General features: G+C 65.8%; 23 protein-coding genes. 11 read left to right on the top strand and 12 right to left on the bottom strand.

Features of this window, described 5'->3' with window-relative positions; translation table 11 throughout:
* Positions 1-132: 132 nt before the first annotated feature.
* The 9 genes from ABS45_RS07055 to ABS45_RS07015 form a co-directional block, all read right to left on the bottom strand.
* Positions 133-813 (bottom strand): hypothetical protein, encoded by a 681-nt coding sequence (locus ABS45_RS07055; protein WP_291554457.1) that lies wholly within the window; start codon positions 811-813, stop codon positions 133-135.
* On the bottom strand, positions 810-1,277 hold the full coding sequence (locus ABS45_RS07050) for a hypothetical protein (protein WP_291554454.1): 468 nt from the start codon (positions 1,275-1,277) through the stop codon (positions 810-812). Before ABS45_RS07050 ends, ABS45_RS07055 begins: the two co-directional genes overlap by 4 nt.
* A gap of 169 nt (positions 1,278-1,446) precedes the next feature.
* Complete coding sequence (locus ABS45_RS07045; protein ID WP_291554452.1) at positions 1,447-1,674, bottom strand: hypothetical protein; 228 nt, start codon at positions 1,672-1,674, stop codon at positions 1,447-1,449.
* Positions 1,675-1,725: 51 nt separating this feature from the next.
* Positions 1,726-2,031: a DNA-binding transcriptional regulator gene (locus ABS45_RS07040; protein WP_275053718.1), complete on the bottom strand. Its 306-nt coding sequence runs from the start codon at positions 2,029-2,031 to the stop codon at positions 1,726-1,728.
* A complete protein-coding gene (locus ABS45_RS07035; RefSeq protein WP_291554501.1) occupies positions 2,012-2,398 on the bottom strand; it encodes a type II toxin-antitoxin system RelE/ParE family toxin in 387 nt (128 codons plus the stop codon). Before ABS45_RS07035 ends, ABS45_RS07040 begins: the two co-directional genes overlap by 20 nt.
* A gap of 47 nt (positions 2,399-2,445) precedes the next feature.
* On the bottom strand, positions 2,446-3,690 hold the full coding sequence (locus ABS45_RS07030; protein ID WP_291554447.1) for a site-specific integrase: 1,245 nt from the start codon (positions 3,688-3,690) through the stop codon (positions 2,446-2,448).
* Between the two features lie 195 nt (positions 3,691-3,885).
* Complete coding sequence (locus ABS45_RS07025; protein WP_291554446.1) at positions 3,886-4,917, bottom strand: porin; 1,032 nt, start codon at positions 4,915-4,917, stop codon at positions 3,886-3,888.
* Positions 4,918-5,067: 150 nt separating this feature from the next.
* Positions 5,068-6,306 (bottom strand): multidrug effflux MFS transporter, encoded by a 1,239-nt coding sequence (locus tag ABS45_RS07020; RefSeq protein ID WP_291554444.1) that lies wholly within the window; start codon positions 6,304-6,306, stop codon positions 5,068-5,070.
* A complete protein-coding gene (locus ABS45_RS07015) occupies positions 6,306-6,764 on the bottom strand; it encodes an HIT family protein (protein WP_291554442.1) in 459 nt (152 codons plus the stop codon). The genes ABS45_RS07020 and ABS45_RS07015 overlap by 1 nt, the downstream gene beginning before the upstream one ends.
* A gap of 239 nt (positions 6,765-7,003) precedes the next feature.
* Between ABS45_RS07015 and ABS45_RS07010 the strand changes: the two genes are divergently transcribed.
* The 5 genes from ABS45_RS07010 to ABS45_RS06990 all read left to right on the top strand — a co-directional run bounded on the left by ABS45_RS07010 (position 7,004) and on the right by ABS45_RS06990 (position 14,152).
* Positions 7,004-9,127 carry a diguanylate cyclase gene (locus ABS45_RS07010; protein WP_291554440.1) on the top strand — a complete coding sequence of 708 codons (2,124 nt, stop codon included), beginning with the start codon at positions 7,004-7,006 and terminating at the stop codon, positions 9,125-9,127.
* Positions 9,128-9,375: 248 nt separating this feature from the next.
* Positions 9,376-10,956, top strand: coding sequence for an ABC transporter ATP-binding protein (locus ABS45_RS07005; RefSeq protein WP_291554438.1), 1,581 nt, complete (start codon positions 9,376-9,378; stop codon positions 10,954-10,956).
* Positions 10,943-12,013, top strand: coding sequence for an ABC transporter permease (locus ABS45_RS07000; protein WP_291554436.1), 1,071 nt, complete (start codon positions 10,943-10,945; stop codon positions 12,011-12,013). The genes ABS45_RS07005 and ABS45_RS07000 overlap by 14 nt, the downstream gene beginning before the upstream one ends.
* Positions 12,013-12,930 carry an ABC transporter permease gene (locus tag ABS45_RS06995; RefSeq protein ID WP_291554434.1) on the top strand — a complete coding sequence of 306 codons (918 nt, stop codon included), beginning with the start codon at positions 12,013-12,015 and terminating at the stop codon, positions 12,928-12,930. The genes ABS45_RS07000 and ABS45_RS06995 overlap by 1 nt, the downstream gene beginning before the upstream one ends.
* 46 nt (positions 12,931-12,976) lie before the next feature.
* The gene (locus ABS45_RS06990) at positions 12,977-14,152 is read left to right on the top strand and encodes a BMP family ABC transporter substrate-binding protein (protein ID WP_291554432.1); all 1,176 of its coding nucleotides are present in this window, start codon (positions 12,977-12,979) and stop codon (positions 14,150-14,152) included.
* Positions 14,153-14,197: 45 nt separating this feature from the next.
* Here ABS45_RS06990 and ABS45_RS06985 read toward each other — a convergent pair whose 3' ends face one another.
* Positions 14,198-14,917, bottom strand: coding sequence for an IPTL-CTERM sorting domain-containing protein (locus ABS45_RS06985; RefSeq protein ID WP_291554430.1), 720 nt, complete (start codon positions 14,915-14,917; stop codon positions 14,198-14,200).
* Positions 14,918-15,308: 391 nt separating this feature from the next.
* Here ABS45_RS06985 and ABS45_RS06980 point away from each other — a divergent pair, with 391 nt between their 5' ends.
* The 5 genes from ABS45_RS06980 (at position 15,309) to ABS45_RS06960 (ending at position 22,557) form a co-directional block, all read left to right on the top strand.
* A complete protein-coding gene (locus ABS45_RS06980) occupies positions 15,309-16,301 on the top strand; it encodes an AraC family transcriptional regulator (protein WP_291554428.1) in 993 nt (330 codons plus the stop codon).
* A gap of 118 nt (positions 16,302-16,419) precedes the next feature.
* The gene (locus tag ABS45_RS06975) at positions 16,420-17,421 is read left to right on the top strand and encodes an AraC family transcriptional regulator (RefSeq protein WP_291554426.1); all 1,002 of its coding nucleotides are present in this window, start codon (positions 16,420-16,422) and stop codon (positions 17,419-17,421) included.
* Positions 17,418-18,764 carry an alpha/beta hydrolase gene (locus tag ABS45_RS06970; protein ID WP_291554424.1) on the top strand — a complete coding sequence of 449 codons (1,347 nt, stop codon included), beginning with the start codon at positions 17,418-17,420 and terminating at the stop codon, positions 18,762-18,764. Before ABS45_RS06975 ends, ABS45_RS06970 begins: the two co-directional genes overlap by 4 nt.
* Before the next feature lie 128 nt (positions 18,765-18,892).
* Positions 18,893-20,473, top strand: a complete 1,581-nt coding sequence (locus tag ABS45_RS06965; protein WP_291554423.1) for a serine hydrolase — start codon at positions 18,893-18,895, stop codon at positions 20,471-20,473.
* Between the two features lie 77 nt (positions 20,474-20,550).
* Positions 20,551-22,557, top strand: coding sequence for a hypothetical protein (locus ABS45_RS06960; protein ID WP_291554421.1), 2,007 nt, complete (start codon positions 20,551-20,553; stop codon positions 22,555-22,557).
* Positions 22,558-22,599: 42 nt separating this feature from the next.
* Here ABS45_RS06960 and ABS45_RS06955 read toward each other — a convergent pair whose 3' ends face one another.
* Together ABS45_RS06955 and ABS45_RS06950 are read right to left on the bottom strand one after the other, a co-directional pair.
* Complete coding sequence (locus ABS45_RS06955; RefSeq protein WP_291554499.1) at positions 22,600-23,934, bottom strand: MFS transporter; 1,335 nt, start codon at positions 23,932-23,934, stop codon at positions 22,600-22,602.
* Positions 23,935-23,981: 47 nt separating this feature from the next.
* Positions 23,982-25,193 (bottom strand): multidrug effflux MFS transporter, encoded by a 1,212-nt coding sequence (locus ABS45_RS06950; protein WP_291554419.1) that lies wholly within the window; start codon positions 25,191-25,193, stop codon positions 23,982-23,984.
* 146 nt (positions 25,194-25,339) lie between these two features.
* On the opposite strand from ABS45_RS06950, the gene ABS45_RS06945 reads away from it, so the two are divergent.
* The gene (locus ABS45_RS06945) at positions 25,340-25,903 is read left to right on the top strand and encodes a DUF1566 domain-containing protein (protein ID WP_291554417.1); all 564 of its coding nucleotides are present in this window, start codon (positions 25,340-25,342) and stop codon (positions 25,901-25,903) included.
* The last annotated feature ends 42 nt before the right edge of the window (positions 25,904-25,945 follow it).

The raw sequence follows: 25,945 nt of genomic DNA, 5'->3' as shown, positions 1-25,945 counted from the left end.
GGCCGCGGGTAAAGTGTGCACCACCGCCGCGAGCATGATTTTTCGGTAGCTTTAGGAAATTAGTCGATCCCGCCGGCACGCAGTAAGGGCGGAAAGCTGAATCGCGCAGGGCGGTTCAAGTACTCATGACTTCTATATAGAATCCGACTTCAGTTCGAGACGTTTTTTGTTCCTTAGAGCATCCTCGAACGAGCGAATGTCATTGCAATCGCGGGTCAGTAACATAAGGCGAATGCGACCGGAGGACGGCGAATTCGTCCAGTAATGACCTGTGAGCTCCCTGTCCTCGCCACCAAGCACCAAATCCCCGTAGCCGAGGGTGGCCTTGTTCTCTGCGTTAGCCCGTCTAGTCATTTGATAGGCGTAGCGGAGGTTCGCATCACCGGTCACTGGATGCGCATGAAGCGTTTCAAGGATGGACTCACCCGGTAAGGCGGACGTGTATGACTTAATCGACAAGGTTAAGTAGGTCTGCCTGATGACGAAGGCGATAGGAATGGGAGGAAGTGAGGCATCTCCTGCATTCTTGACATAGTCCGAATCAAGCTCTCCCCACCACAGTCCGTGAGCCATACGGCGACCAAGGAGCTTCGAAAGCCATGGATACTTCCACTCAATCTTTCTCACTATCAAGATGACCAGCGTAGGGGCCGCTAAGGCAGCAGAAATCGCCGGCCCAATCACTGAAAAGGGAGCAGTTGAAAGCGCATCCCACCGGGCCGTAACGGCTAACGCAGCGGCAATGGTTCCCAACACCGCTGAAAGCTTAGCAAGCCGCTCTAGGTCAGACGAAGTAACGCTTAAAGGAATCACCGCAGCCGCTCCTCGAATATTTTGATTCCGTCCTTGTAAACGACACCATTGCCATCCTTTGCCATGAGAGCCGTTGCCTCTATACCTTGGGCTCTAGATGCCAATTGTGCAGACATGTGCCTTGCACCTGCGGCGAACTGGACATTCGATAAATCTGAAGGAATCACTGGAGCAATGAATTGGCAAACGTGAGTCAACGCAAAGCCCTGAGCTGCGATGAAATGAAACCCATCGTGAAGCGGCGAGGAGCCTCGCGACGCCTCTGCGAGGAAGGCCCCGGTAGCGATCACCCCAACAACGGGCAGTGCGCGGACCGAGCATGGTGGAACATTTAACGCCAGATGGGGCAGGCCTGAGAGGTCGCTATAGCAAATGAATCCCACGCCGGAGAAATCGGCGTCTGCATCCTTGGCAACGCAATGTAGTAGTTCGATGCAAAACGAGCAGGTGTTCATTATGGACATGGCAGCCCCATTGATTTTAGTCGTCAGCAACTGTCTTGAATGTGAACCCTGGCGGCGCAAGTCTGGCGGCTGATGGCGTGTTCCACGGATCACGGTGGAGTGGTCGGTGGGCTGAATTTAGTTGGGCTGGCTCGGCCAACGCCTGCACACCGCTGAACAAGGGCAATCATCACCAAGGGCGCCACCATGGCCGCGACTCTCCGCGTGCCGACAGCGGCCGCATGTCCAGCACGACTTGCGTTGCTTCGTTGCTGCTGCTCCTGCCCCGGCGTCTCAATTCGACCTCGTACAGGTGCGCAGTTCCCCGCGCATCCTTGGAGCCGCGCAGCGCCTCACCGCGCCAACGCCGCGCCAAATCGGCCAGTTCGTCGTCCGGTATCCCTTGCAAGTCCGTCATGCGTCAACGAGTCCTGAGCGGCCTCGGCCGGTCAGATGCACGAGCTTCCTTTCAGATGATGGCCTGCAGGCCCTTGTCCGCGATCACGTTGAGCAGCTTGAGCGCAGGCCCCGCCGGCCGCGTCTCGCCTTGCTCCCACTTGCGCACGGTCGAAGCCGACGTGTGCAGGTGATGCGCGAACACCGGCTGGCTGAAGCTCAGTGCTTCGCGAAGACGCTTGATGTCCATCGCGCTGAACTCGCGCACCGGCGGCGGGCAGATGGCGTCGAACTCGCGCATGGTCACCTTGCCGATCGCGCCGGCCTCGTGCAGCGCGGCTAGGTCGCCGCGCAGCGATTCAATAAGCTTGCTCGTCACAATGCACCTCCAGTAGAACGCCTGCCTGCAATGCCTTCACAAGCGCTGCCGCGGGAAGGTCCAGGAACACCTTGCCCGCGTACTGCAGCGCCTTCTTTTCATCCTGCGCGATGTTCGCCGTGGCGCTCTTGGGAAACCCGTGCAGGAACACGTACCGGGTGCCGATGCGGGCCGAGAGCAAGGTGCGATAACCAGCACTCTTGCCGCCACCGGCGCGCGCCACGCGCTTTTTGTAGAGGTGGCCGCCCAGATCGGCATCGATCAGACCGCTTTCCATCTCCCGCACCGCTTTGCACAGGGCGGCATCGGACAGTTTCTCGCCCGCCTGCCACCGAGCGAAGTCCTTGCGCTTGAGAACCTGCGGCAACGTATCACAACTATACCCGAGACGGGTATAGTTTTCCAGTGTGGCCGTCACGGTGCTGCCACCAGTTCCGTTGCCAACCGCGCGCCCACCACCGTCTTGCGCCGCTGGGCCACCAGTTCGGCCGCCTCGCGCACCGGCTTGTCCTCGGTGTGGACGTAACGCATGAACATCGCCACGGTCTTGTGTGCCGTCAGCGCCATGCCGACCTTGACCGGAATGCCGGAGTTGGCGATGTCGGTCGCCGAGCGATGGCGGATGCCGTGCGTGCCAACGTGGGACACGCCGGCACGCTTGAGGATGCGGGTCCAACCACCGTAGTACTCGCCCGTGGTCATGTGCTGCCCGGGATGGTTCGGGGAAGGGAAGACATGCGGGCAGTCGTCGTGACGAGGTGCGGCGGACAGCAGCCGCCAGGCTTCCTCGCTCAGGGGCTTGGACATCCCACCGGTCTTGCTGTCGGGCCAGACCACACGCCGGTGCTCCAGGTCAACCCAGTCCCATTGCAGCGTGACAACCTCGGAGCGGCGACCCGCGAACTCGAACTGCAGCCGGATCGCCAGGGGCAGGACGGCGTGGTCCAGTCCCAGCCCATCGGTTTCCAGGAAGTCGAGGTATCGGAACAGCTTGCCCATCTCCTCGTCGCTGATGAGGTGGGTGGCCTTGCCGTTCGGGTACATCGGGACATGGCGGCAAGGGTTGGTGCCGTCAGGCCTGTAGCCCCAGACTTCAGCGAGGTTGAACATCTTGCGCATCACGCTGAAAGTGCGGTTCGCGTCCGCCGGCTTGTGCGCCATCTTCTTCATCGCCCCGGCCACGTCCGGGCGCTTGACGTCCTGCACCTTCATGCGGCCCAACATCGGAATGATGTTGTTCCTGATGCACTTCTGGTAGCCAGCCTGCGTGCTGGGCTTGTTGCGCTGTTTGGAGTGCTCCTCCATGAACTTGTCGCACAGTTCGGCAACGGTCGGGGCTTTGCGTGCAGCAGTCTTGGCCGCGCCGGGATCGCCGCCCCGACGGACCTCGGCCAGCCATTCCTGGGCCAGCGAGCGCGCCTGCTCGACGGTCAGTTCCCCGTACAGTCCGATTGCCGGCTTGCGGCGCTCGCCAGCGTTCGTGCGGTACTGCAGCATGAACACCTTGCGGCCCGCTGGGGTAACCTTGCACAGGAAGCCGGGCACCAGGGTGTCGCGCAGTTCGACCGGCTGCGCCTGGGGTTGCGCCGCATCGACGGCGGACTTGGTGATGATGACTCCTCGGAAAGACCCGGTTTCCAGGGGCCACATGGGAGCCATGCGGGCACAAGCCGGGTCAGGTTTCGGAAAGCACCGGCATATGTTGAACGCGCCTAAGTGATTGATAAACCTGCTGTATCGGGCTTGGGCGTAGTTCAGCGAGATGCGGTACTGGAGTCATGGTGAAATGAAAAAAGCCCGCAGTGGTGTGCACTGCGGGCTGTTCAATACCTTGGGATCAGAAAACTGCCGTCCTCAGAAACGGTGACGGATGCCCACCGCGAAGCTGCTGCCGCTGGTCTGCGCCGTGATGCGGTCGTTCATGTACATCGCGTACAGATCGGTGCGCTTGGACATGAAATAGTCGTAGCCCACGGTCAAGGTCTTGCGCGTGGCGCTTCCCCCGCCGATGGTGTTGCGGGTGCGGGCCCAAGAAGCCAGCAGGCTGCCGGTACCACCCAAGGGAGCGGAGGCCCCCAGATGGAAGGTCTTGGCGTTGCCACCGACCGATTTCACCTTGGACTGACCGTAGCCGAGATAGGGCTTGACGACCTTGAAGTCATAGGCGGCCGTCAGCAACCAGTTGGTCTTGGTGTGGCCAAGATCTGCCGGGACGGGGTTGGCGAGCTGGGTCCGCTCGTAGAAACCCGTCACCGTCAGGGGGCCCTGGAAATACAGGAAGCTTGCGCCGGCGTTGTGCTTGCCTTTGTCAGCTGCATTGCTGTTGCCCAGTTGGTAGTGCACCGTGCCCTTGAAGCCACCCAAGTTGGGCGTGGTGTAGGCGATCTGGTTGCTCCAGCCGGTGTCCCCCTCGATCGTGCTGCCCCAGCCGCTGCCGTTGAAGAGCGGCACATCCATGTGCAGGATCAGCGGCGCAAAGGTGAACGAATCGCCCAGCGGGTTGCCGATGATGGACGGCAGGAAGTTGGGCGCCAGCCAGCGGCCCAGCTTCACGGAACCGAAATTGCCGGATAGACCGATATTGGCATCGCGCGACCAGAAGGTATCGCCGGGGAAGCGCCCTTGGCGGCCGTTGGACAGGTTGAAAAACGAGGTGAAGGCAAAGTCGACCTTGAGCCCGCCGCCCAGGTCTTCCGAGCCAGTGAGGCCGAGCCAGGAGGTGGTCATGCCGCTGTCGCCCAGGCCGGTGCGGCGGGAGGCGTCACCCGCCATGCGGATGGAACCGGCATACACGTCGGCGAGGCCGCTCAGTTGCACCGAACTTTGCGCCTGTGCGCCCAGGGTGCAAGCCGCGGCAGCGGCAAAGGCTATCCATGATTTACGCATTGTGTCTCCTGTGGTGGATGGGGCTTCTGTGTTGGAAAAGGCAGAGTTCGCCTGTCGTTCACAAAAGTGTATACAAAATATCGGTCAAGTCGCAAGCGTTGGCAGCGCTGGCCCCGGCAATTGTGGCGTGGTTGCATCATTGGGTGGCACTCAGTGCGCCTCCTGGGGTTCGCCGTAGCGCTGCACCAAGGTCCAGGCGATGGTGGCAGTCACCACACCCCACACCAGGACGCCATGCACCAGCGGCCAGATGCTGCCATCCAGCGCGTTGCCAAGCCAGAAGCCGGCGGCAAAGGCCACAACCATCATCATGAAACCGTTCATCGCGGATGCCACACCGGCGGCCTGTGGAAAGGGCGACACCGCGCCCACCTGCCCGCAAGGCTGATGAATGCCGTGGCCGAGCATGAAGAGGTAAAACGGTGGCAGCAGCGTGGTGATGCTGCGCGCCCCCAGCGAGGCCGACAGCAGCATCAGCAGCCCGCCCGAGAGGCTGAGCCAGCCAGCCACGGCCACCGTGCGTCGCAGCCCCAGCCGGGTGAGCAGCCGACGGCACAACAGGGTGCCGGTCAGATAGAACATGGAGATTGAAAACAGCGCCAGGCCGAACTCCGCCCGCGACAGGCCCAGCACCTCGATGAAGACAAAGGGTGACGCCGCGAGAAACGTGAACAACCCGCCGTAGGTGGCGCAGGTCAGCAGCGAGTAGGCGAGAAACGTGGGCGAGCGTGTGACCAGCGCCCAGGTGTGCATCAGCACCTTGGGTTGCAGCGCGTGCGGATTGCGCTGGCGCAAGGTCTCGGGCAGGCGCAGCACCACCAGCGCCAGTACCGCGCAGCCATAGAGGGTGCAGACCAGCAGGGCGGCGCGCCAGTGCAGCCATTCAGTCACCAGACCTCCGGTCGGCGCGCACAGCGCGGCGATCACCCCCAGGCCGGTCAGCGCGCGCGACATGGCGCGCGCGCCGACCAGTGGCGTGTACAGGTCGCGCACGATGGCGCGGGCGCACATCACCGCGGCACCCATCGCCGCCCCCTGCAGTACGCGCCAGGCGACCAACCAGCCCATGCTGGGCGCCAGCACACTGCCGATGGAGGCGACGGCGTAGACCGACAGCCCCGCCAGCAGGATGGGGCGGCGCCCGAAGCGGTCCGACAGTGCACCCCAGAACAGCTGCGAACAGCCAAACGCGAGCAGCAGCGCCGACAGCGTGAGCTGTGCCATCGACACCGGTGCCTGCAGATCGCGCGTGAGCGCGGGCAGTGCCGGCAAGTAGACGTCGGTGGTGATGGGCTGGATGCTCAGCAGCAGCGCCAGCGCCACCACCGCCAGTGCTGGCGAGACCGTGCCGGATTCGAGCGCGCCCTCCCGGGGGGCTGCGGGTGGCATCAGGAGCCAGACCCGGTGGTGGAAAGCGCCGTCTGCAGGCGGCGGGCGTAGTCAGCCAACTGATCGGCGCCGGGGTTCTTGCGCGGCCAGGTGAAGTCGATGCCGTCGTCTGCATGCCGCGGCACCACGTGCAAATGAAAGTGCGCCACGGTCTGGCCGGCCACCTCGCCATTGGCCTGCAGCAGCATCAGACCGGCGGGCTCGAACACCGTGCGCGCGGCAGCGGCGATGCGGTGCGCGGTGCGCATCACGGCGGCAGCTTCGTCGGGCGTCACATCCCACAGCGTTGCCGCATGGCGGCGCGTGGCAACGAGTACATGCCCGGGGTTGACCTGGCCCAAGTCCATGAAGGCCACGGTCTGCTCGTCCTCGAAAACCCTGGCGCTGGGAATCTCCCCCGCGATCAGGCGGCAAAAGATGCAGGAACCGGGGGCGGAGGTGTCGGTGAAGTTCGGCATGGCGGATTCTGTGAAGGCGAACGCGATTGTCGCCGCATCGGCGATGAAGCCGGGCGGCGTCGGCGTCGATCAACCTAGGGTTTTCCTTGCGGCATCACAGGGTTGTACCCAAGGTGACGGCACGCCGTCCCTGTCTATAGTCGTTCGGGAGCCGGTGCAGGATCGGCTGGATGCATGCGTATGCAGATCGTCTTGGGTTGGGTGCTGACCGGTGCGCGCGCGGTGTGGGAGGAGCGCTGATGGACGCTGCCCCCGACACGCCGGTGCCCGAGGAGGCCCTGCGCCGTACCTGGCTGCCCGGCCCGCTGGTGCGCGCACTGGCGTTGCTGTTGCTCGTGGCCGTGGTCGCCAGCGGGGTGGCGTCGGCATGGCTGATGTCGCGCACCAGCGAGCCGCAGGCGGTGCGGCGCATCCTCGACCAGGATGGCGGCGAGGTGGAGATGCTCGCGCGCATGCTCTCGAGCAAGATAGAGCAGAACCTGAAACTGCTGGCCACGGTGGCCGACGGCGTGACGCCTGCCGTGCTCAATTCCACGCCGAAGTTGCGCACCTGGCTGCTGCAAGGACGGCAGGTGGGGCGGGTGTTCGATTCGGTGGTGGTGCTCAAGGTGAATGGCGCGAGCGGCCTGCGCCTGCAGGGCGACCGGGTGGAATCGGTGGCGGCCATCTCTGGCGCCGAGCAGGAGGTACTGCAGCGCGTGCGGGCGAATGGCAAGCCCATGGTTTCGGGCGTGCTGGGGGACACCGCCGCCCAGGCGCAACTGCTGCTGGCGCTGCCGGTGCTGGACGACGCAGGAGGGGTCACGGCGGTGGTGGTCGGCGCGTTGCGCCTGCAGTCGCAAAGCCTGCTGCCGCCGGCGCTGGCGCTGCCGGTGCGCGATGACACCCGCTTTGTGGTTTTCTCGCGCGACGGGATCATCCTCTCGCACCCCGACCCTGCCCGGGTGCTGGGTCCGCTGCGCGACGAGCCGGAGCTTGGCGGGCTGTTCATGCGCAATGGCGCGGTGCGCTCGCCCGTGGTGCCGGGCAAGGTGGTGCTGGCGGATGGCTCGGTCGTGGGCTGGGCCGTGGTCGGCCTGCCGCAATGGGTGGTGGTTCGGGTCAACCACAGCCCGGCGCTGCTGCAGCCCCTGGTGGCGGCCGAGCAGCGCGCATGGTGGCTGGCTGGCGCGGGAATGGCGCTGGTGGCGCTGCTGGGACTGGGGGCCCTATGGTGGCTGATGCACCCGCTCACGCTGCTGCGTCAGCGCGCGCGGGCGGTGCTGGCGGGGGAGCACCCGGCCAGCGTGCCGTGGTCGGAGCAGCGCCGCGCGCTTGCCAATGGCGAAGTGGACGACGTCGTGCGCGTCTTTGGCCGCCTGGTGCAGTTGCGCCGCCAGCAATTGCGCAACGCGCTGGTGCTGTCGCGCCACCTGGACGCGGTGCTGGAACAGGTGCCGCTGGGCATTGCGCTGACGCGGGCGCAGCGCATCGAGCTGGTCAGTGGCGAAGCCTGCCGCCTGCTGGGCTATGACACCTCGGCGCAATTGGTGGGGCGCGACCTGCTGCAACTGGTCTCCAGCGCACCGGATGGCGCCGATGTGCTTGAGCGCGTGCGCGCCGATTTCGCGGCGCACGGGAGCTTTCATGGCGAATTGCCGCTGGCACGCAGCGACGGTGCCACCTTCTGGGCGCGGGTGCAGGGCGCTGCGGTGCGGCTCGACGGCCCGATCGAGGGCGTGGTCTGGGTGCTGGAAGATGGCTCCGCCGAGCGCGAGGCACGCCTGCAGCATGATTGGGAGCGCTGGAACGACACGCTCACCTTCCTGCCCAACCGTGCGGCCCTCGAGCGGCGCCTGCAGCTGCTGCTGTCGGAGCGCGTCGGCCGCGGCGCGCGCGCCAATGCAACGCTGTTCCCCGAGGCCGGCGCCCTGCTGCACATCGATATCGACCACTTCACCCTGATCAACGAGCTGGCCGGTCATGCGTCGGGCGATGACGTGTTGCGCCACCTCGCACGCTTGCTGCAGGCGCAGGTGCGCCAGATGGGCTGGGTGGCGCGACTGGGAGGTGACGAATTTGCGGTGGTGCTGCCCGGGGCCAACGTGCACCGCGCGACGGCACTGGCCGACCAGCTGCGCCGGGTGGTGGCAGGGTGGGAGCCGACCTACCACGGGCGCAGTTTTTCCATGAGTCTGAGCATCGGCCTGGTCATGCTGATGCACGATGCCGCAGTGGCCGATGTGCTCTCGCGTGCCGACATGGCATGCTATGTGGCCAAGCGGGCGGGGCGCAATCGCGTGGAAGTGAAGGCTGTCGACGCGGCGCAGCCGGGAGCGTCACCCGCTGCGACGATGGATGCGGCATCGTCTTCCAGCGCATGATGGCGCGCTTCGCCTTGCCGATTCAGAGACCTGCGTGCCGCTCCCCGTCGGGCTCGGCGCTGGTGACTGGGGTTTCTTCGGGTTTCTGCTGATGCTCGATCACTGATTTATGTGCACAATTTTGGTGTACAACGATCGTATGCAATTTTTGGCTGGTATCGGCTTGCCGGTGCCACACAATAGACCACTGCGGCCCTTGTCCCGTCGGGCAAAGATTTCATCCATACCTACAAGAGAGACAAACCAGCATGCCGCCCCTGCATGTCAACCCTGCGCTCGATGCGACCGTGCCCCGGTTGCAGCTGAGCGGCATCACCAAACGCTATCCTGGCGTCGTCGCCAACAGCGATGTGTCGCTGACCGTTCAGCCCGGCGAAGTGCACGCGGTTCTGGGCGAGAACGGCGCCGGCAAATCCACGTTGATGAAGATCATCTACGGCGCGGTCAAACCCGATGCGGGCGAGATGCGTGTCGATGGGCATCTGGCGCTGGTACGCAACCCGCAGGCGGCGCGCCAACTCGGGATTGCGATGGTGTTCCAGCATTTCAGCCTGTTCGAGACACTTTCGGTGGCGGAAAACGTCTGGCTGGGCCTGGACAAATCCTTGCCGCTGGTGCAGGTGACGCAGCGCATTCGGGATACCGCCACGGCCTACGGGCTGGACATCGATCCGCTGCGGCCGGTGCACACGCTGAGCGTGGGCGAGATGCAGCGGGTGGAGATCATCCGCGCGCTGTTGGCCGGCCCGCGCCTGCTGATTCTGGATGAGCCCACCTCGGTACTTACGCCGCAGGCGGTGGAAAAGCTCTTCATCACCTTGCGGCGCCTGTCCGCGGAAGGCTGCTCCATCCTCTACATCAGTCACAAGCTGCACGAGATCCGCGCGCTGTGCACCGCCTGCACCGTGATGCGCGGCGGCAAGGTCACGGGCGTGTGCGATCCGCGCCAGGAGACCAATGCGTCGCTCTCACGCCTGATGATAGGTGCCGAGCCGCCACCGCTGACCCATGTCGCCAAGGAGCCGGGGGCGGCGGTGCTGACCGTGAACCAGCTGAGCCTGGAGCGGGATTCCCCGTTTGGCGTGGACCTGCACGGCGTGTCCCTGCAGGTGCGCGCGGGCGAGGTGGTGGGTATTGCGGGGGTTTCCGGCAATGGCCAGCGTGAATTGCTGTTTGCGCTCTCTGGCGAGGACCGGCGTGCGCCAGCAGCATCCATTTCGATAGCAGGCAAACCGGCGGGGCGCATGCGCCCGTTTGGCCGCCGCGCGCTGGGTCTGCACTTTGTGCCCGAGGAGCGCCTGGGGCGTGGCGCCGTGCCGGACATGAGTCTGGCGCAGAACCTGCTGCTGACGCGCAAGGAGGCCGTGGGCCGCATGGGATGGCTGAGCATGGGCAAGCTGCGTGCGCAGTCGGCGGACATCATCCAGCGCTTCAACGTGAAAACGGCTGGCACGCATGCCGCGGCGCGCTCGCTCTCGGGCGGCAATCTGCAAAAGTACATCATGGGACGCGAGATCGATGCCAAGCCCAGCCTGCTCATCGTTTCGCAGCCGACCTGGGGTGTGGATGTGGGTGCTGCGGCGCAGATCCGCGGCGAGATTCTGGCGCTGCGCGACAAGGGTTGCGCGGTGCTGGTGGTGAGCGAGGAGCTGGACGAATTGTTCGAGATTTGTGACCGCCTGCACGTCATCGCCAAGGGCCAGCTTTCGCCCAGCTTGCCGCGCAAGGATGCGAGCGTGGAGCAGATTGGTCAGTGGATGAGCGGCCTGTGGCCTGGTGCCGAGGGTGCGCAGGCAAGCGAGAAGGAGGTAGCCCATGCTGCGGCTTGAACTGCGCCCGACACCCTCGCGCACCTGGGCCTGGGCCTCGCCGTTGCTGGCGCTGGCCATTACCGTGGTGCTCGGGGTGCTGCTGTTTTCGCTCTTGGGCAAGGACCCGGTCAAGGGCCTGGGGGTGTTCTTCTGGGAACCGATCAAATCCACCTATGCGCTTGGCGAACTGGGCGTGAAGGCGACGCCGCTGCTCTTGATCGCGCTGGGCCTGGCGGTGTGCTTTCGTTCCAACATCTGGAACATCGGCGCCGAGGGTCAATACGTGATCGGCGCCATTTTCGCCGGTGGCGCGGCGCTGATGGCGGGCAAGGAAACCGGTCGCTGGATCGTCGTCGTCGTGCTGCTGGCCGGGGTGATCGGCGGCATGCTGTGGGCGGCCATCGTGGCCTTTTTGCGCGACCGCTTCAATGCCGGTGAAATTCTCGTCAGCCTGATGCTGGTCTACGTCGCCATCCAGGTACTCAACTACCTCGTGTTCGGACCGTGGAAAGACCCGATGGGTTACAACTTTCCGCAGACGCGCACGTTTGAGGCGATGGCGCGCATCCCGAAGCTGATGGCCGGCTCGCGCGTGAACATCGGCGCGCTGATCGCGCTGGCGGGGGCGGCGTTGCTGTGGCTGTACCTGTTCAGGACGCGCGCCGGCTATGCGCTGCAAGTGGGCGGCGTGGCGCCCGCGGCGGCACGCTATGCCGGGTTTTCCTCGCGCAGCGCGCTGTGGACGGCATTGCTCATTTCGGGTGCGACGGCCGGTCTGGCGGGTGCGCTGGAGGTGGCCGGCCCGGTCGGGCAGCTCACGCCCTATGTCCCGGTGGGCTATGGCTTTGCCGCCATCATCGTCGCCTTCGTCGGGCGGCTGCATCCGCTGGGCATGGTGCTGGCGGCCATTTTGATGAGCATGTTCTACATCGGCGGTGAGCTCGCGCAATCGCGCCTGGGCCTGCCCAAGTCGCTCACCGATGTGTTCCAGGGTTTGCTGCTGTTCTCGCTCATGGCCTGCGACACCCTGGTCAATTACCGCATTCGCCGCGCCAGTCGCGTGGGGGTTCGCTGATGGAAGTCTATCCACTCCTTTTTGCTTCGACGCTGAGCGCCGGCACGGTGCTGGCACTGGCCGCGCTGGGCCTGCTGATCAATGAAAAATCCGGGGTCGTGAACCTGGGTGCCGAGGGCATGATGCTGTGCGCGGCGATCGCCGGCTTTGCCACCGCGGTGCACACCGGCAGCGATAGCCTGGGCTTCCTCGCCGGCATGGCCGTGGGCGCGCTGCTGTCGGCGGCCTTTGGCTGGCTGGTCATCTGGCTCAATGCCAACCAGTACGCCACGGGGCTGGCGCTGACCTTGTTCGGCGCCGGCTTTTCGGCCTTTGTCGGCACGGGTTATGTGCAGGCCAGGCTGGCGGAGCGCCCGCGCTTCAACTGGCTGGGCATGGGAGATGTGCCCATCATCGGCCCGGCACTGATGCGCCAGCACCCGCTGGTGTATTTCGGCATCGCGCTGACCATCGCGCTGATCTGGATGCTGTACCGCACGCGCGTCGGCCTGGTGCTGCGCGCGGTCGGCGAATCGCCGGAATCGGCGCACGCACTGGGCTATCCGGTGCGACGCATCCGCATGCTGGCGGTGATTTCCGGCGGTGCGCTCTGTGGCTTGGCGGGTGGCTTTCTGTCGCTGGTGTACACGCCGCTGTGGGTGGAAGGCATGGTGGCGGGCAAGGGCTGGATTGCGCTGGCACTGACCACCTTTGGCACCTGGCGCCCGATGCGCGTGCTGCTGGGCGCCTATCTCTTTGGCGGCGTGACGATGCTGCAGTTCTATCTGCAGAGCCAGGGTTCGGCCATTCCCAGCCAGTTGCTCAGCGCCATGCCTTACCTGGCCACGGTTGTCGTGCTGGCGCTCATTTCACGCAATCCGACCTGGATTCGTGTCAATATGCCGGCCTCGCTGGGCAAGCCTTTCTACCCTGGCTGATCCGATTCACACTTTTCCCTTACCCCTGTTACCGGAGGATTTCTTGATGATGACTATCAACAAACGCACCGCGCTGCGTCTGGCCATGGCTTCGGCTGCGACGCTGACCATGGCAGCCTGCGGGCAGAAGGAAGCATCTGCCCCGGCTCCCGCTCCGGCACCCGCGGCCGCAGCGCCTGCTGCCGCGCCCGCACCGGCGCTCGCGGAGCCCCTGAAGGCTGCCTGGATCTATGTGGGCCCGGTCGGTGACGGTGGCTGGAGCTATGCGCACGACAACGGGCGCAAGGCGGTAGACAAAGACTTCCCCGGCAAGGTGATTACCAGCTATGTCGAGAACGTGCCCGAGGGCGCCGACACCGAGCGCGTCGCGCGTGATCTGGTGGCGCAGGGCAACAAGCTCATCTTCGGTACCAGCTTCGGTTTCATGGAGCCCATGGCCAAGGTCGCGGCCGACAACCCCGACGTGAAGTTCGAGCACGCCACCGGCTACAAGAGCTCGGCCAACATGCGCACCTACGACAGCCGCACCTACGAGGGCGCCTTCATGGCCGGCGTGGTTGCCGGCGCGATGACCAAGAGCAATGTGCTGGGTGTCGTCGGCACCGTGCCCATTCCCGAAGTGGTGCGCAACATCAACAGCTTCACGCTGGGCGCGCAGATCACCAATCCCAAGATCAAGACTCTGGTGGTCTGGATCAATGAGTGGCACAACCCGCCCAAGGAAACCGAAGCCGCGACGTCGCTCATCAATGGCGGCGCCGACGTGCTGTTCCAGAACACCGACTCGCCCGCCGTGCTCAAGACGGCCGAATCGCTGGGCAAGCGCGCCTTCGGCTGGGATTCGGACATGACCGCCTACGGCCCCAAGGCGCACCTGGCCTCAGCCATCATCAACTGGGAGCCCTACTACAAGAAGGCCGTGGGTGAGGCCTTGGACGGCACCTGGAAGACCGGCCCGAACCAGTGGTGGGGCGTGAAGGAGGGTGCGATCGACCTGGTCTCGATCGCCGACGACGTGCCCGCCGAAGCCAAGGCCAAGCTGGCCGAACTCAAGGCGGGCCTCAAAGACGGCAGCTACCACATCTGGAAGGGCCCGCTGTCCGACAACACCGGCAAGGAAGTGCTGGCCGAAGGCAAGAATGCCGACGACGACTTCCTGCGCGGCATCAACTTCTTCGTCAAGGGCGTGGAAGGCAAGGTTCCTGGAACGGATGGAAAATAAGTCCGTCTGAGCAGGGAGATTCGGGCCGCCTCGTGCGGCCCTTTTTCATGCGCGTTGGCGCAGCGTTCGGCGCGCCATCAACCCGAGCGCGGCGCACAGCAGCACCATGGCCCAGCCCGAGAGCGTCGGTATGGTGTGCGGCGCGGGTGGCACGGGAGGGCTGGGCGGCACGGCGCTCGCATCGCAGGCGCCGGTGAAGGGCAGAGGTGCGCTCCAGCGCCCCGGCAGCATTTGCACGCCACCCGCAGGCGTGCCCGAGCCATCGTCGAAGCTGCCGCCACCGCCGCCCGCCATCACGCCAAAGACCTGTGGTGCGCCATCCGCTGCCCAGCCGATGGCGCTGCCAGCGGCCAGGCCCGCCACGTCGAAATCGGCCCAGGCCATGGCACCGTTGGTATGTACTGCAGAGAACAGGCCGGTGAGGGTGCCAGCCGCATTCGTTGTCGCCACGCCCGCGCCTTGCGCGATGCCGCCGGATAGATCGAGCGCCACCGCCACTCTGCGCGCAGCGTCCACACGCCAGCGCCAGAAGCCGCAGCGCAGATCGGCCATCGACCAGCTCTGGCTGCCCGCGCTCGCGCCGCCGTTGTCCAGCACCAGAGTCAGGGTGAATGCGGCGCCGTCTGGCGCATCAAAGGGCAGGCCGGAATGAGCGATCACGCCGCCATAGGTGGTGGCGAAGGGTGCGGCCGTGGCACCCGCAGCCACCCAGAGGCCTGCGATGGCGATCACGCCATGCGCCAGGCACAGCACAAATTTGTTCATCGTTTTTGATAGCTGTTTGCGCTTGACCAGTATGCGCAAACAGCTTTTTTCATCCAAATTTTCAAGGCAAATACTGCACCGGCAGCAGCGCGGTGATAGGTCTGTGCTGCAGGGCGCTGCCTGCCGGGGAAGGAATGCGCATGTCGTCGCTCCTCGCGAAGGGGAAGGGTCGGAAACTGGCGCCATGGCAGGCGGTGGGAAAGCCCCTGCGCCATGCCATCGCCATGGGTTGAAAAATTCTAGAAACGAATGCCTGCCTGACGAGCAGTGAAGTCGAGGGCAAACGTCCCGGATTGAGGTGATGTGTCCCGCCATCCCTTGGTCCAGAGGTGACACCTGCGCGGCGCAGGTTGCCGGGATCGTTCGGGTGGGCAGAAGTAAACTTTCCGCCATGCACAACCCGCCTCCCTGCGTACTGGAACACTGGTCTTCCAGCGAGGTCGATCCGGCCATTCGGCTGGCGTACTGGCGCGAGGTGGCGCACAACTGGGTCGACGTGCAGCCGCTCTCGCGCGGCGCCGAATTGGACGCATCCTGGTCTTTGCTGCGCGGCGAAAACCGCTTTTTCGGCACCAAGCGCTCGACCGCGTACGAGATGCGCACCCATGCGCGCCATGTTCCGCCGGGCGAGGACATGGTGGTGTTGTCGATGCTGGAGTCCGGTGAGCTGGATTTGAATGCAGCGCCAGGCCAGGGCCACCATGCCGGCACCGGCATGCTGGGCTTGTACGTGCCGCAGCAGGAGGGCGCCTACCGCTGGGGCCACAATGCGCGCCAGACCTATGTGGCGCTGGAGCGACGCGAGGTCTGGGCGGCGCTCGGTCATCCGCCCGGCAACCTGCTGGTGGCGGCGCAGCGCTGCGAATTGGTGCCGATGCTGATGAGCCAACTCAGCCACCTCGGGCGGCTGGTGCGTCACCCCGGCACGCTCACCGATGAGGATTTCGCAGGTCTGCTCGATGCCACGCGGTCACTGGCGCTGCTGTTTCTGCGCACGCTCGGGCGCCAGGATCAGGAACGTGCCCCGGACGATGGGCATGAAAGCCTGCACGCCGGGCGCCATGCGGCGGCGCTGCGCTTCATGGAACAGCAGGCGCACCAGCCATCGCTGGACGCGGCGCAGATCGCGCATGCGATCGGGTGTTCTCGCACCCGGCTGTATGAGGCGTTCGCGGCGCAGCAGCAGACCGTCATGGGCAGCTTGAGAGAGCTGCGTCTGCAGCGCGCGCGGCGCGCCATCGAAACCAGCCTGCGTCTGCATGTCGGCATGCTGGCCTGGCATTGCGGGTTTGCCCATGCGTCCGACTTCAGCCGCCTGTTTCGCACGCGCTTTGGCCTGTCGCCCACCGAGTGGCACCGCCAGGCTCGGGGCGGGCCCGATTGACGCCGCTGGCAGAGTCCCGCACACCATGCGGAAATAGTTGAGGCAATGCGTCCCGATGTGCGGGAATGCGTCCGGCGCGCGGCATCTGCGTCGGGACGGATTTCTAGAATCTGCCGGCATGATGCACGCACTTTCCACCCCACCCGCGCCTCTGCTGGAGCACCACCGTTCCGCGGCGCTGGAACCTGAGTGCCGCCACGCGGCCTGGCAGGAAATTGCGCACCGCTGGAACGATTTCGAACCCGCACCCGATGCCCCGCTGCAGGCGGAGCTGCTGCTTTTGGGAACGGACGTCACCTGCCTGCTGGGCGCCGCGCAGTCCTCGGCGCACGAAATGCATGGCGGCTCACCGCGCGCGCTGCGCGACGATGTGGTGGTGCTCTCGCTGTTGCAGGCAGGCGGTGTGCGCTCCAGTGCCTATTCGCGCAAAGGCCCGGGCAGCCTGAGTCTGTGCGATTTGCGAGAGAGGCACTCCTACCACTGGGAACACGACACGCGCCAAGTCTTTCTGACCTTGCCACGGCAGGACGCGGCGGCCGCACTCGGCGCCGAACCGACGACCCGGTTGCTCAGCACGCGCTGCGCCCTGGCGCCCGCGTTGTCCAGCCAGATGGCGCACGCCGCCTTGCTGCTGCGTCAGGGCGGTCTGGACGATGCCGAATGCGCCGGGCTGCTTGAGGCCACGCGCGCACTGGCGCTGCTCACGCTGCGCAATCTGGGCCGCCAGGGCATGGCCGTTGACTTGCCCGATGCTCACGAAACTCTGCACGCCGGCCGCTATGTGGCGGCGCTGCGCTTCATGGAGCAGGAGGCGCATCGCCACACGCTGGACGTGGCTGCCATCGCACGCGCGGCCGGCTGTTCGCGCACGCGCTTGTACGAGGCCTTCGCGGCGCGCAACCAGACCGTGATGGGCGTGCTGCGCGACATTCGTTTGCAACGCGCGCAGGGGCTGCTGGCGCAGAGCCGGCGGTTGAACGTGGGCGCGCTGGCCTGGCGCTGCGGCTTTGCCGACGCGTCGGGCTTTGCCAAGCTGTTTCGTGCGCGCTTCGGTCTTTCGCCGACCGAATGGCATGCGCGTGCGCAGGCCGTGGGCCTTGATTTTCTGGAACATTCATGACATCACTTCTTGACAGCGGCCTGCCCCGGCGCAGCTTTCTGGCTGGCGCCGCCAGCGCGCTGATGGCGCCCGCGGTGTCTGGCTGCAGTGCCTCGGCCAAGGAATCCGGCGGCGATTCCGGTTTAGAGCGCGGACAGTTGCGCGTGGCCGGGTTTGCCGATGCGGAGATGGACTTTCAGCTCATCCGCCAGATCGGCGCCGCACGCTACGGCGGCGCGTCGCTCGGCGAATGCCTGGCGCTGGCGCAACGCATCACCAATGCCGACCCGGCCAGCTGGGTGCGCGAGTTCGCCGCCGCCGCAGCGCGCCAGGAGGCCGATGCGCTGGTGCGCGCGCAGCGCGGCCATGCGCTGAGCGCACAGGAGCAATACCTCGTCGCCTGCAACAGCTACCGCGCGGCCGAGTACTACGCCAGCATCACCGATGCCGAGCACCGCCGCCACGGCCTGCAAAGCCGTGCCTGCTTCAAGGCGGCGATGCAGGCGGGTGGCGTGGACTGTGAAGAGGTGAACCTGCCCTGGGGCGATACGCCGCTGCCCGCCTACTACGTGCGTGCGCCGCAGGTCGGGCGTGCGAAGGCCAAGACCCTGATGCTGATCAGCGGCTACGACGGCACGCTGGAAGAAACCTGGATCGCTTATGGCCGCGCGGCACTGGCGCGGGGCTACCACCTGTTCCTTTTCGCCGGGCCGGGGCAGATGGACACGCTCAGGTTCTACCCGACGATGGGCTTCATCCCCGAGTACGAGCGCGTGGGCAAGCTGGCGCTCGACCATGTCCTTGCGCGCTCCGACACCGATGCGCGCCATGTCGCGCTGATGGGTATCAGCTACGGCGGCTACTTTGCCACGCGCATCGCGGCGCACGACGCACGCGTCACCGCGCTGATCGCCAACTCGCCCATCGTCGATCTGCACGCCTACATGGTGTCCTTCGTCGGCTTCGATCCGGCGCAGATGCCACCCGAGGAGGACATCCGGCTGGAAGACATCGACCACCTGCCGCCCGACGCGATGCCGGCGCAAACCCGTGAAATGCTGCGCAACCTGATGCTGCGCATTGGGCAGCCCAGCTTTCGCGCCACCTACGAGTACCTGCGCGCGTTTCGCGTGGACGAAGCGGCGCTCAAAAGCATCCGTTGCCCGGCGCTTGCGCTCGTGGGCAGCGGCGAAGGCAAGGAGCCGCTGGCGCAGCACGCGCGCTTTCTGCGCAGCGTCGCGGGGCCGGCGGCCAGCCATGTCTTCACGCTGGAGGAGGGCGCGGAAGGGCATTGCCAGACGGCGAATCTGGGGTATTCGGCAGCGGTGTCCATGGATTGGCTGGACGAGGTATTTGCCGTGTGAGCTGCAACCGCGCGAGTGCGGCACCGGGACGTCGCGCCGCAACCCGGGACGGCGGCAGGCAAGTCGTTGCGACGGATTGCGCCGTACAGGCATACAGTGCATCCCATTCGTTTCCTGGAGGTTTGAAGATGCTGCGTCGATCCTGGCTGTTGTCTGCGGGTGGCTTGGTGGCCCTGCCCTGGTCCATGAGCGCTGGCGGTGGTTCGGCCGATGCCGACGTCACCGAGGCCCGCGTGCGCGATGCGCTGGCGGCCATCGACCAGCAGGTGCCGCAATGGCTGGCGCGCACGGGAGTGCCAGGCGCGTCGGTTTCGGTGGTGTTTCGCGGCGAAACCGTGCATGCGCGTGGCTATGGCGTGCGCCGGGTCGGACAGGCAGCCGCCGTCGATGCGGATACCGTGTTCCAACTGGCCTCGGTCTCCAAACCGGTGGGCGCTACCGTGATGGCGGTATGCATGCCCGGTGGCGCGCATGCGCTGGCCGGCCGGTTGGTGGACTGGAACACGCCGATTGATCAATTGTTGCCGGATTTCGCGCTCGCCTATCCGTCGCCCGCGGATAACGCGCGCCTGACGCTGGGCGACCTGTATGCCCACCGCAGCGGCCTGCCCGATCACGCGGGCGACGTGCTGGAAGACATGGGCTACACGCGCTCGCAAATTTTGCAGCGCCTGCGGCTGGTGGCGCTCAAGCCCTACGGCAGTTATGACTACACCAACTTCGGCCTGACGGCGGCGGCGCAGGCCATGGCGCAGGCGCAGGGAATCGATTGGGAGAGCCTGTCGCAGCACGCGCTCTACGAGCCGCTGGGCATGCGTCGCACCAGCTCGCGCTTTGCCGACTTCGCGGCGCAGGACAACCGCGCGTGGGGCCATGTGGTGGCCGGCATCAGCTGGGACAGCTATGGTGCCATGCCTGCGCGCTATGTGGTGCAAGAGCCGCCCCGGCGGCCCGATGCACAGTCTCCCGCCGGGGGGGTGAGTTCCAGCGCCGCCGACATGGCGCAGTGGATGAAGCTCGTCCTTGCGGGCGGCGTGTGGCAGGGCAAGCCATTGGCCAGCGCAGCGGCGTTGCAGGCCGCGATGACGGCACGCCCGGGCGGCAAATACGGTTACGGTTTCAATGTCGGGGCCGACCCTCGCGGCCACGCCAGCGTCTCGCATTCCGGCGCTTTTCTGATGGGGGCGGCCACCAGCGTGGTGCTGTGGCCGCAGGCGCAGCTCGGGATCACCGTGCTTACCAATGCGCCGCCGCGCGGCCTCGCGGAGGCGATTGCGCTGCGCTTGGGCGAGCTGGCCTGGGGCGACGTGGCCGTGGGCCAGTCGTCCACCGACTGGCTCGCGAGCATGCAGGCCGCCATGCACGACCTGTACAAACCCGAAGGGCGCCTGGCGGGTGAGCAGCCACCGGCGCAGCCCGAAGCAGCGCCGCCGCTGGCCGATTGCACCGGGCGCTACGTGAACGATTACTTTGGCACGGCGCAGGTCACGGTGGGTCAGGGCGGACTGTTGCTCACCATCGGCCCCGCCGCGGTCAGTTACCCGCTGCGCCACTGGAGTGGTCGCGTGTTCGTGTTCTCACCCGGCGGTGAGAGCGCGGCGCCGCAGTCCCTGTCGACGGTTGAATTTGCTGATGGTGCCATGCGCATCGAGCGTTACGCCGAAGACCTGTCGCATGGGCTCTTCACCCGCGCCGCCGCGGCTTCCTGAACCGCACCATGCCACATCCCCGTTTGCAGGCACCGCCCTGCGCTGCCCCAATCCCGTTCACTTCACGGAGCCTTGTCATGAGAGTCCTTCAACTATTGTTCTTCAGCTTCGCGCTGCTGCTGGCCGGCTGCGGCGGTGGCAACGACACCCCCGCCGCGGATGACGGCGGCGACCTCACGCAGCGCATTTATCTGCTCTCGTCCGCTGGCGGACAGATGCAGCCCGATGCCACGGGCACGAGCTACAGCGTGGTGCTCACCGGTGTCGAGCCCCGGGTCGATTGGTACAGCGATCGGCCCGCGCGTCTCACGGGCGATGGCGCAACAGAGGATTTCACGGCGCCCGCGTACTGGCAACGCGTCTATGGCCAGGTGGCGCCCAACGGCTTGCTGCAGGCCTACACCCCCGCCGGGGTGAATGCCGTTTTTGGCAGCGTGCAGGCCGTGAGCTACGACGCCGCCTCGCGCACCTTGCGTTTGACTCTGCATCGAAGCGCATCGGCCGCGAGCGCGCCGCCCGCGACCTTTGGCACCGCGGTGCTCACGCTGCTCAACAATCTGCAGCCCCCGGCGGAGGGCTCCACCTTTGCGCTGGCGGCCGAGCGCAGCACGGTGGTGAGCGACGGCGCTGGTGGCTGGCGCCTGCAAATGCAGGGCGTTGTCGGCGACGTACTGTGGATGAACAACGCGCCGGCGCGCGCCGCCGATACCGAGATGCTTGGCAATTTCATCAACCTTTGGCCCGAGCGCTTTGCCGCGGCGCTGCCCAATGCGTCGGTGGCTGGCGATCTGGGCGATGGGGATTACGACATCCAGCCGCTCACCCTGTCCGATCCGCGTTACGACGCAAGCGTTCAGACGCTGAGCTTCGCGGTCACGCCGGTCAGCGGCCCCGGCATTCCGGCCGCCGATTCGGTGCTGCGCAACGTGGTGCTGTTTGTCGATGCGGGCGCACGCAACAATCCCTCTGACGTGTTCAGCAAGGCATGGCGCGGCGTGGCGTATTCGGCCATTCCGGCCCAATTCACCCATGCACCCGACGGTGCTTTCTTTGATTCGGACACTACGGCTTCGGCCTTCCAGGCACTGTGGGGCAGCAAGGACGGCTGCGGGCGCAACGACCTTGAGGCCATGGCCGCGCAGGGCGTGAACCTGGTGCGCCTGTACGACTACAACTACCAGCGTGGCTCCGACAAGTGGATGACCGCGGGCAGCGGCCACATCGCTTTCCTGGACAAGGCACAGGAGCTCGGCATCAAGGTCATCATCCCGATTTCGAACTACAACTTCAGGAACCAGGTCGATGGCAACCGGCCCTGGGACAACATAGAGCACACGGTGACGCAGATCATCAACAGCGTGAAGAAAAACGGCGCCATCCACCCGGCGGTGCACTCCTTCAGCATCGGCAACGAGCTGGATCTGGACAAGTATGGCGAGACGGCGGCCACGCTGATGCCGAAGGCGATCAAGGTGGCGGGGCTCATCCACAAGCTCGCGCCCGATCACTACATGACGGTGCCCATCAGCAACGCCAAAGAGAAAGATTTTTACCGGATGCTGCGCGACCAGTTGCCGCCCGAGATCTACAACGGCCACTTCTACAACTCGGTGCAGACCTTCAAGCGCAAGGACGGCAATGACCTCAGGGACAACATCCTCAAGGCCTACGACGACCTGAACCTGGGCGTGCCGCTCATGATCACCGAGCTGGGTACTTACAGCTGGCAGATAGGCGTCGACGCCAAGGTGGATGCGGTGCTGGGTCAGGCGAGCGCCGTGCGCGAGTACATGGACGCCAATCCGCAGTCTATGGTCAAGGGCTTTGCGATCTTCGAGTGGCAAAACGCGAACTCGAAGCGCGATGGTGGCGCTGACAACTCCGAGAGCACCTTTGGCATCAACGCCTACGGCGGCACGCTGTGCCAGTCCAAGACCGGCGCGTTCGGCATGTGGAACGCTGAAAAGGGGTTCTGGGCAGGGTTTCACGACGACGTGACCTACAACGTCGACAAGCTGGTGCCGCTGGTCAGCAGCGCTCATCCTGAAGGCCTGCTGCCGGCCTTGTCGGTGTACTTCAAGTAATCGTGGTGCAAGCCCTGCGCCGCCACAGGGCGCAGGGACTTTTCACGTCCGCACGCGCAGTGAGCTGCAGATGCCCGAGGCCACGGCAAAGCCGGCGGCCAGCAGCAGCCCCAGCGATTCCGCACGGCCGTCGTGCCCGGGATACAGCGAGAAGAGGGCGGCAAGGATGACTGCGCCCAGCGTCTGGCCGGTCAGGCGCGCCGTACCCAGCATGCCGCTGGCACCGCCGCTGCGGTGCAGCGGAGCGGAAGACACAATGGTGTGGTTGTTGGGCGATTGAAACAGCGCGAACCCCGCACCTGCCAATGCCATGCGCCAGGCGACGTCGAGGTTGCCTGCCTGCACGGGCATGAGCGAGAGTGCGGTGAGGCCGCAGGCAAACACCGCCATGCCCAGGCCGCCCAGCATGCCGTCGTGAAAGCGCCCGATCAGACGCCCCGCAATCGGCGCGACGATGGCTGTGGCCAGCGGCCAGGCGGTAATCAGCAAACCAGCCTGCAAGTGGCTCTGGCCGTGCGTCTGCAGCAATAAAAACGGAAGCGCGAGAAAGCTCAACATCTGTGCGCAGAAGGCGCCAATCGACGCACCCATGGAGAGCGCGAACACCGGGATGCGCAGCAGGTCGACTGGCACCAGCGGCACGGCGAGAGACCACTGGCGCCGTAGATGCACCGCGCCCACGGCCAGCCCGGCGGCGAGCAGCCACCAGCCCGAGATCACAGGCGCTTGCATGTCACCGCCGCGCTGCGTCAGCTCGGCGCTGCCCAGGAACAACAGACCGAACATGGCTGCGTTCAGCAGCACGTCCAGCAAGGAAAAACGCGCGGCGGGCGTGCTGCTTGCAGGATTGCGCGGCAGCACGCGCCCGGCGCGCTCCCAGGCCAGCACGCCCAGCGGCAGGTTGAGCGCGAACAGCCAGGGCCAGCTGGCGACCGACAGAATCAGCGCCGACACCGTGGGCCCCGCCATGGCTGAGACGGCCACCACCAGCGAGTTGAGCGCCATGCCTCGGCCCAGGCGATCGGCGGGATAGATGAGCCGTACCAGCGCGGAGTTCACCGCCATGATGCCCGATGCGCCCAGCCCCTGCAGGGCTCGCGCAGCAATCAGCGTGCCCATGCTGGTAGCCAGCATGGCCGCGATCGAGGCGAGTGCAAACAGCAGCATGCCGGCGCGGTACACGCGCCTGTAGCCGATGCGCTCGCCGATGGCTGCCAGCGGCAACAGCGACACCAGGGTGGCGAGCTGGTAGGCGTTGACCACCCACACACTTTGCGCCGCATTCATGCGCAGCTCGCGCGCAATATCGGGTAGTGCCAGGTTGACGATGCTGGTATCGAGCACCGCGAGCGTCAGCCCGAGCACGATCACCCGCATCGCGCGCGAGCGTTGCGGCTCGCTCAAGCCATCCGGCACCGGTGTGTTCACGCCGGTCCCGCCTTGGCCAGCGCCTGCGGACGGTGGCGGAACGTGATCCAGGTCAGCAGCACCCCGATCAGCGCACCCGTCGCCATGCCAATCACCATGGGCAGCGGATCGCCGGTGGCAAACAGGCCGGCAACGGCCATCGCCACTGTGCCGATCAGCATCTGCAGCGTGCCCATCAGGGCCGAGGCGGTACCGGCGATCGGACCGTGATCGTCCAGCGCCAGTACCGAGGTGGTGGGAATCACCAGCCCCATGCAGCCACTGGCAATGAAGTAGCAGGTCAGCAATACCCACATGCCATCGCCGCCCAGCAGGTAGTAGGCCAGCAGCAGCACCATCATCACCCCCGCGCCGCTCGCGGCCCAGACGGTGACGGGCTCCAGGCCGAAGCGCCGCCCTAGCCGCGCGGTGAACTGCGCGCTGACGAAGAATGCGGCAGCGTTGATGGAGAACGCCAAGCTGTACTGCACCGGCGTCAACCCGTAGTGGTTGATGAAGACAAACGGTGAACCGGCCAGGAAGACGAAAAAACCCGCCATCGTGAAACTGCCTATGCCCACCAAGCCGAGATAGTGCACATCGCGCAGCAGTACGCCATAGGCCCGCGCGGCGTTGGCAAGCGTGCCGGCGTGGCGGTTCTCGGGGGCCAGGGTTTCCGGCAGCGTACGCCGCACCATGAGCGCACCCGCCACACCCAGCAGCGCCACCACCCAGAACACGCCGCGCCAGCCGGTGAGCGCAATCACGCCGCTGCCTATGAGTGGCGCCAGCAGCGGCGAGACGCTGAACACCAGCATCAGCAGGGACATCAAGCGCGCGGCTTCGTGGCCAGTGTGCAGATCGCGTACCACGGCGCGCGGGATGACCGTACCCGCAGCCGCACCGAGGCCCTGCAGAAAGCGCAGCAGCACCAGCATGCGGATATCGCTGGTGAGGGCGCAGGCAATGCTGGTCAGCACAAACAGCGCGAGCCCGAAGTACAGCGGCGGCTTGCGCCCGAGCATGTCCGATACCGGGCCGTAAACCACCTGCCCTACGCCCAGCGCCAGAAAGAAGGCGGTCAAGCTCCACTGCACCGGGCCGACCTCGGCGTGCAGGCTCGCACCGATGTCCGGCAGCGCCGGCAGGTACATGTCGATGGCAAAGGGGCCTATGGCGGACAGCAGGCCGAGAATCAGCGCCATGCGCAGGAATGGGGAGGAAGGCATCGGCGCGATTGTCCGCAGCCGGCCGGCCTTGCGCTGTCGCCACGGCGGAAGGCAGGGCAACATCCTCGGGTTTACCCTTGGTTTTCTCGGCATTTCCGGCTGTCGGAATGGGTGGCGACACCGCACAATTGCCCTATGGGGGTGCCATGTCCATGCGCTTTTTTCTGAACTGTGCCCTGGCTGCGGGCGGGCTGCTGCTGGCGGGGGCGGCGGCGGCGCAGACGAGCGCGCCCGCCAGGGTTCATGCCGATGGTGCGCTGGTGATCGATACGCGCGCAAAGATTGCCTGGCCGCGCTGTGTCGAGGGCATGCATTGGGACGGCAAAACCTGCACCGGCCGCGCGAGACTGCTGACCTACGCGCAGGCCAAGGCGCTCGCCACGCAGCGCTGGAAGGCCGACGGCGTGCGCTGGCGTCTGCCGCGCGTGGCCGAGTTGCGCCGCCTGGTGGACCGCAGCGCCCATCCGCCGGCGGTGGACCCGGTGCTGTTTCCCAATGCCCCCGGGGGCTGGCACTGGACGGGCACCAGCAGCGTGAATGCCGGCGCGGTTAACCCCTATGCCTACGAGAACGCGGCACGCGGCGGCAAAGGTGGGGATGAGCTCAAGGTGCAGCATGCCTGGGCGGTGGACATGGATTCGGCCAAGGGCCGCGGCGACATGCCGCGTGGCACGGCGCTGCCGGTGCGCCTGCTGCGGCCGGCGCCGTGAAGCGAAGCGCCGTTCAGGGGGCGTCGCGCCTCCGTAGTACAA

The organism is Comamonas sp. SCN 65-56 (assembly GCF_001724135.1).
GTDB lineage: Bacteria > Pseudomonadota > Gammaproteobacteria > Burkholderiales > Burkholderiaceae_C > Comamonas_C.
This window is presented reverse-complemented; position numbering and strand designations above follow the sequence as displayed.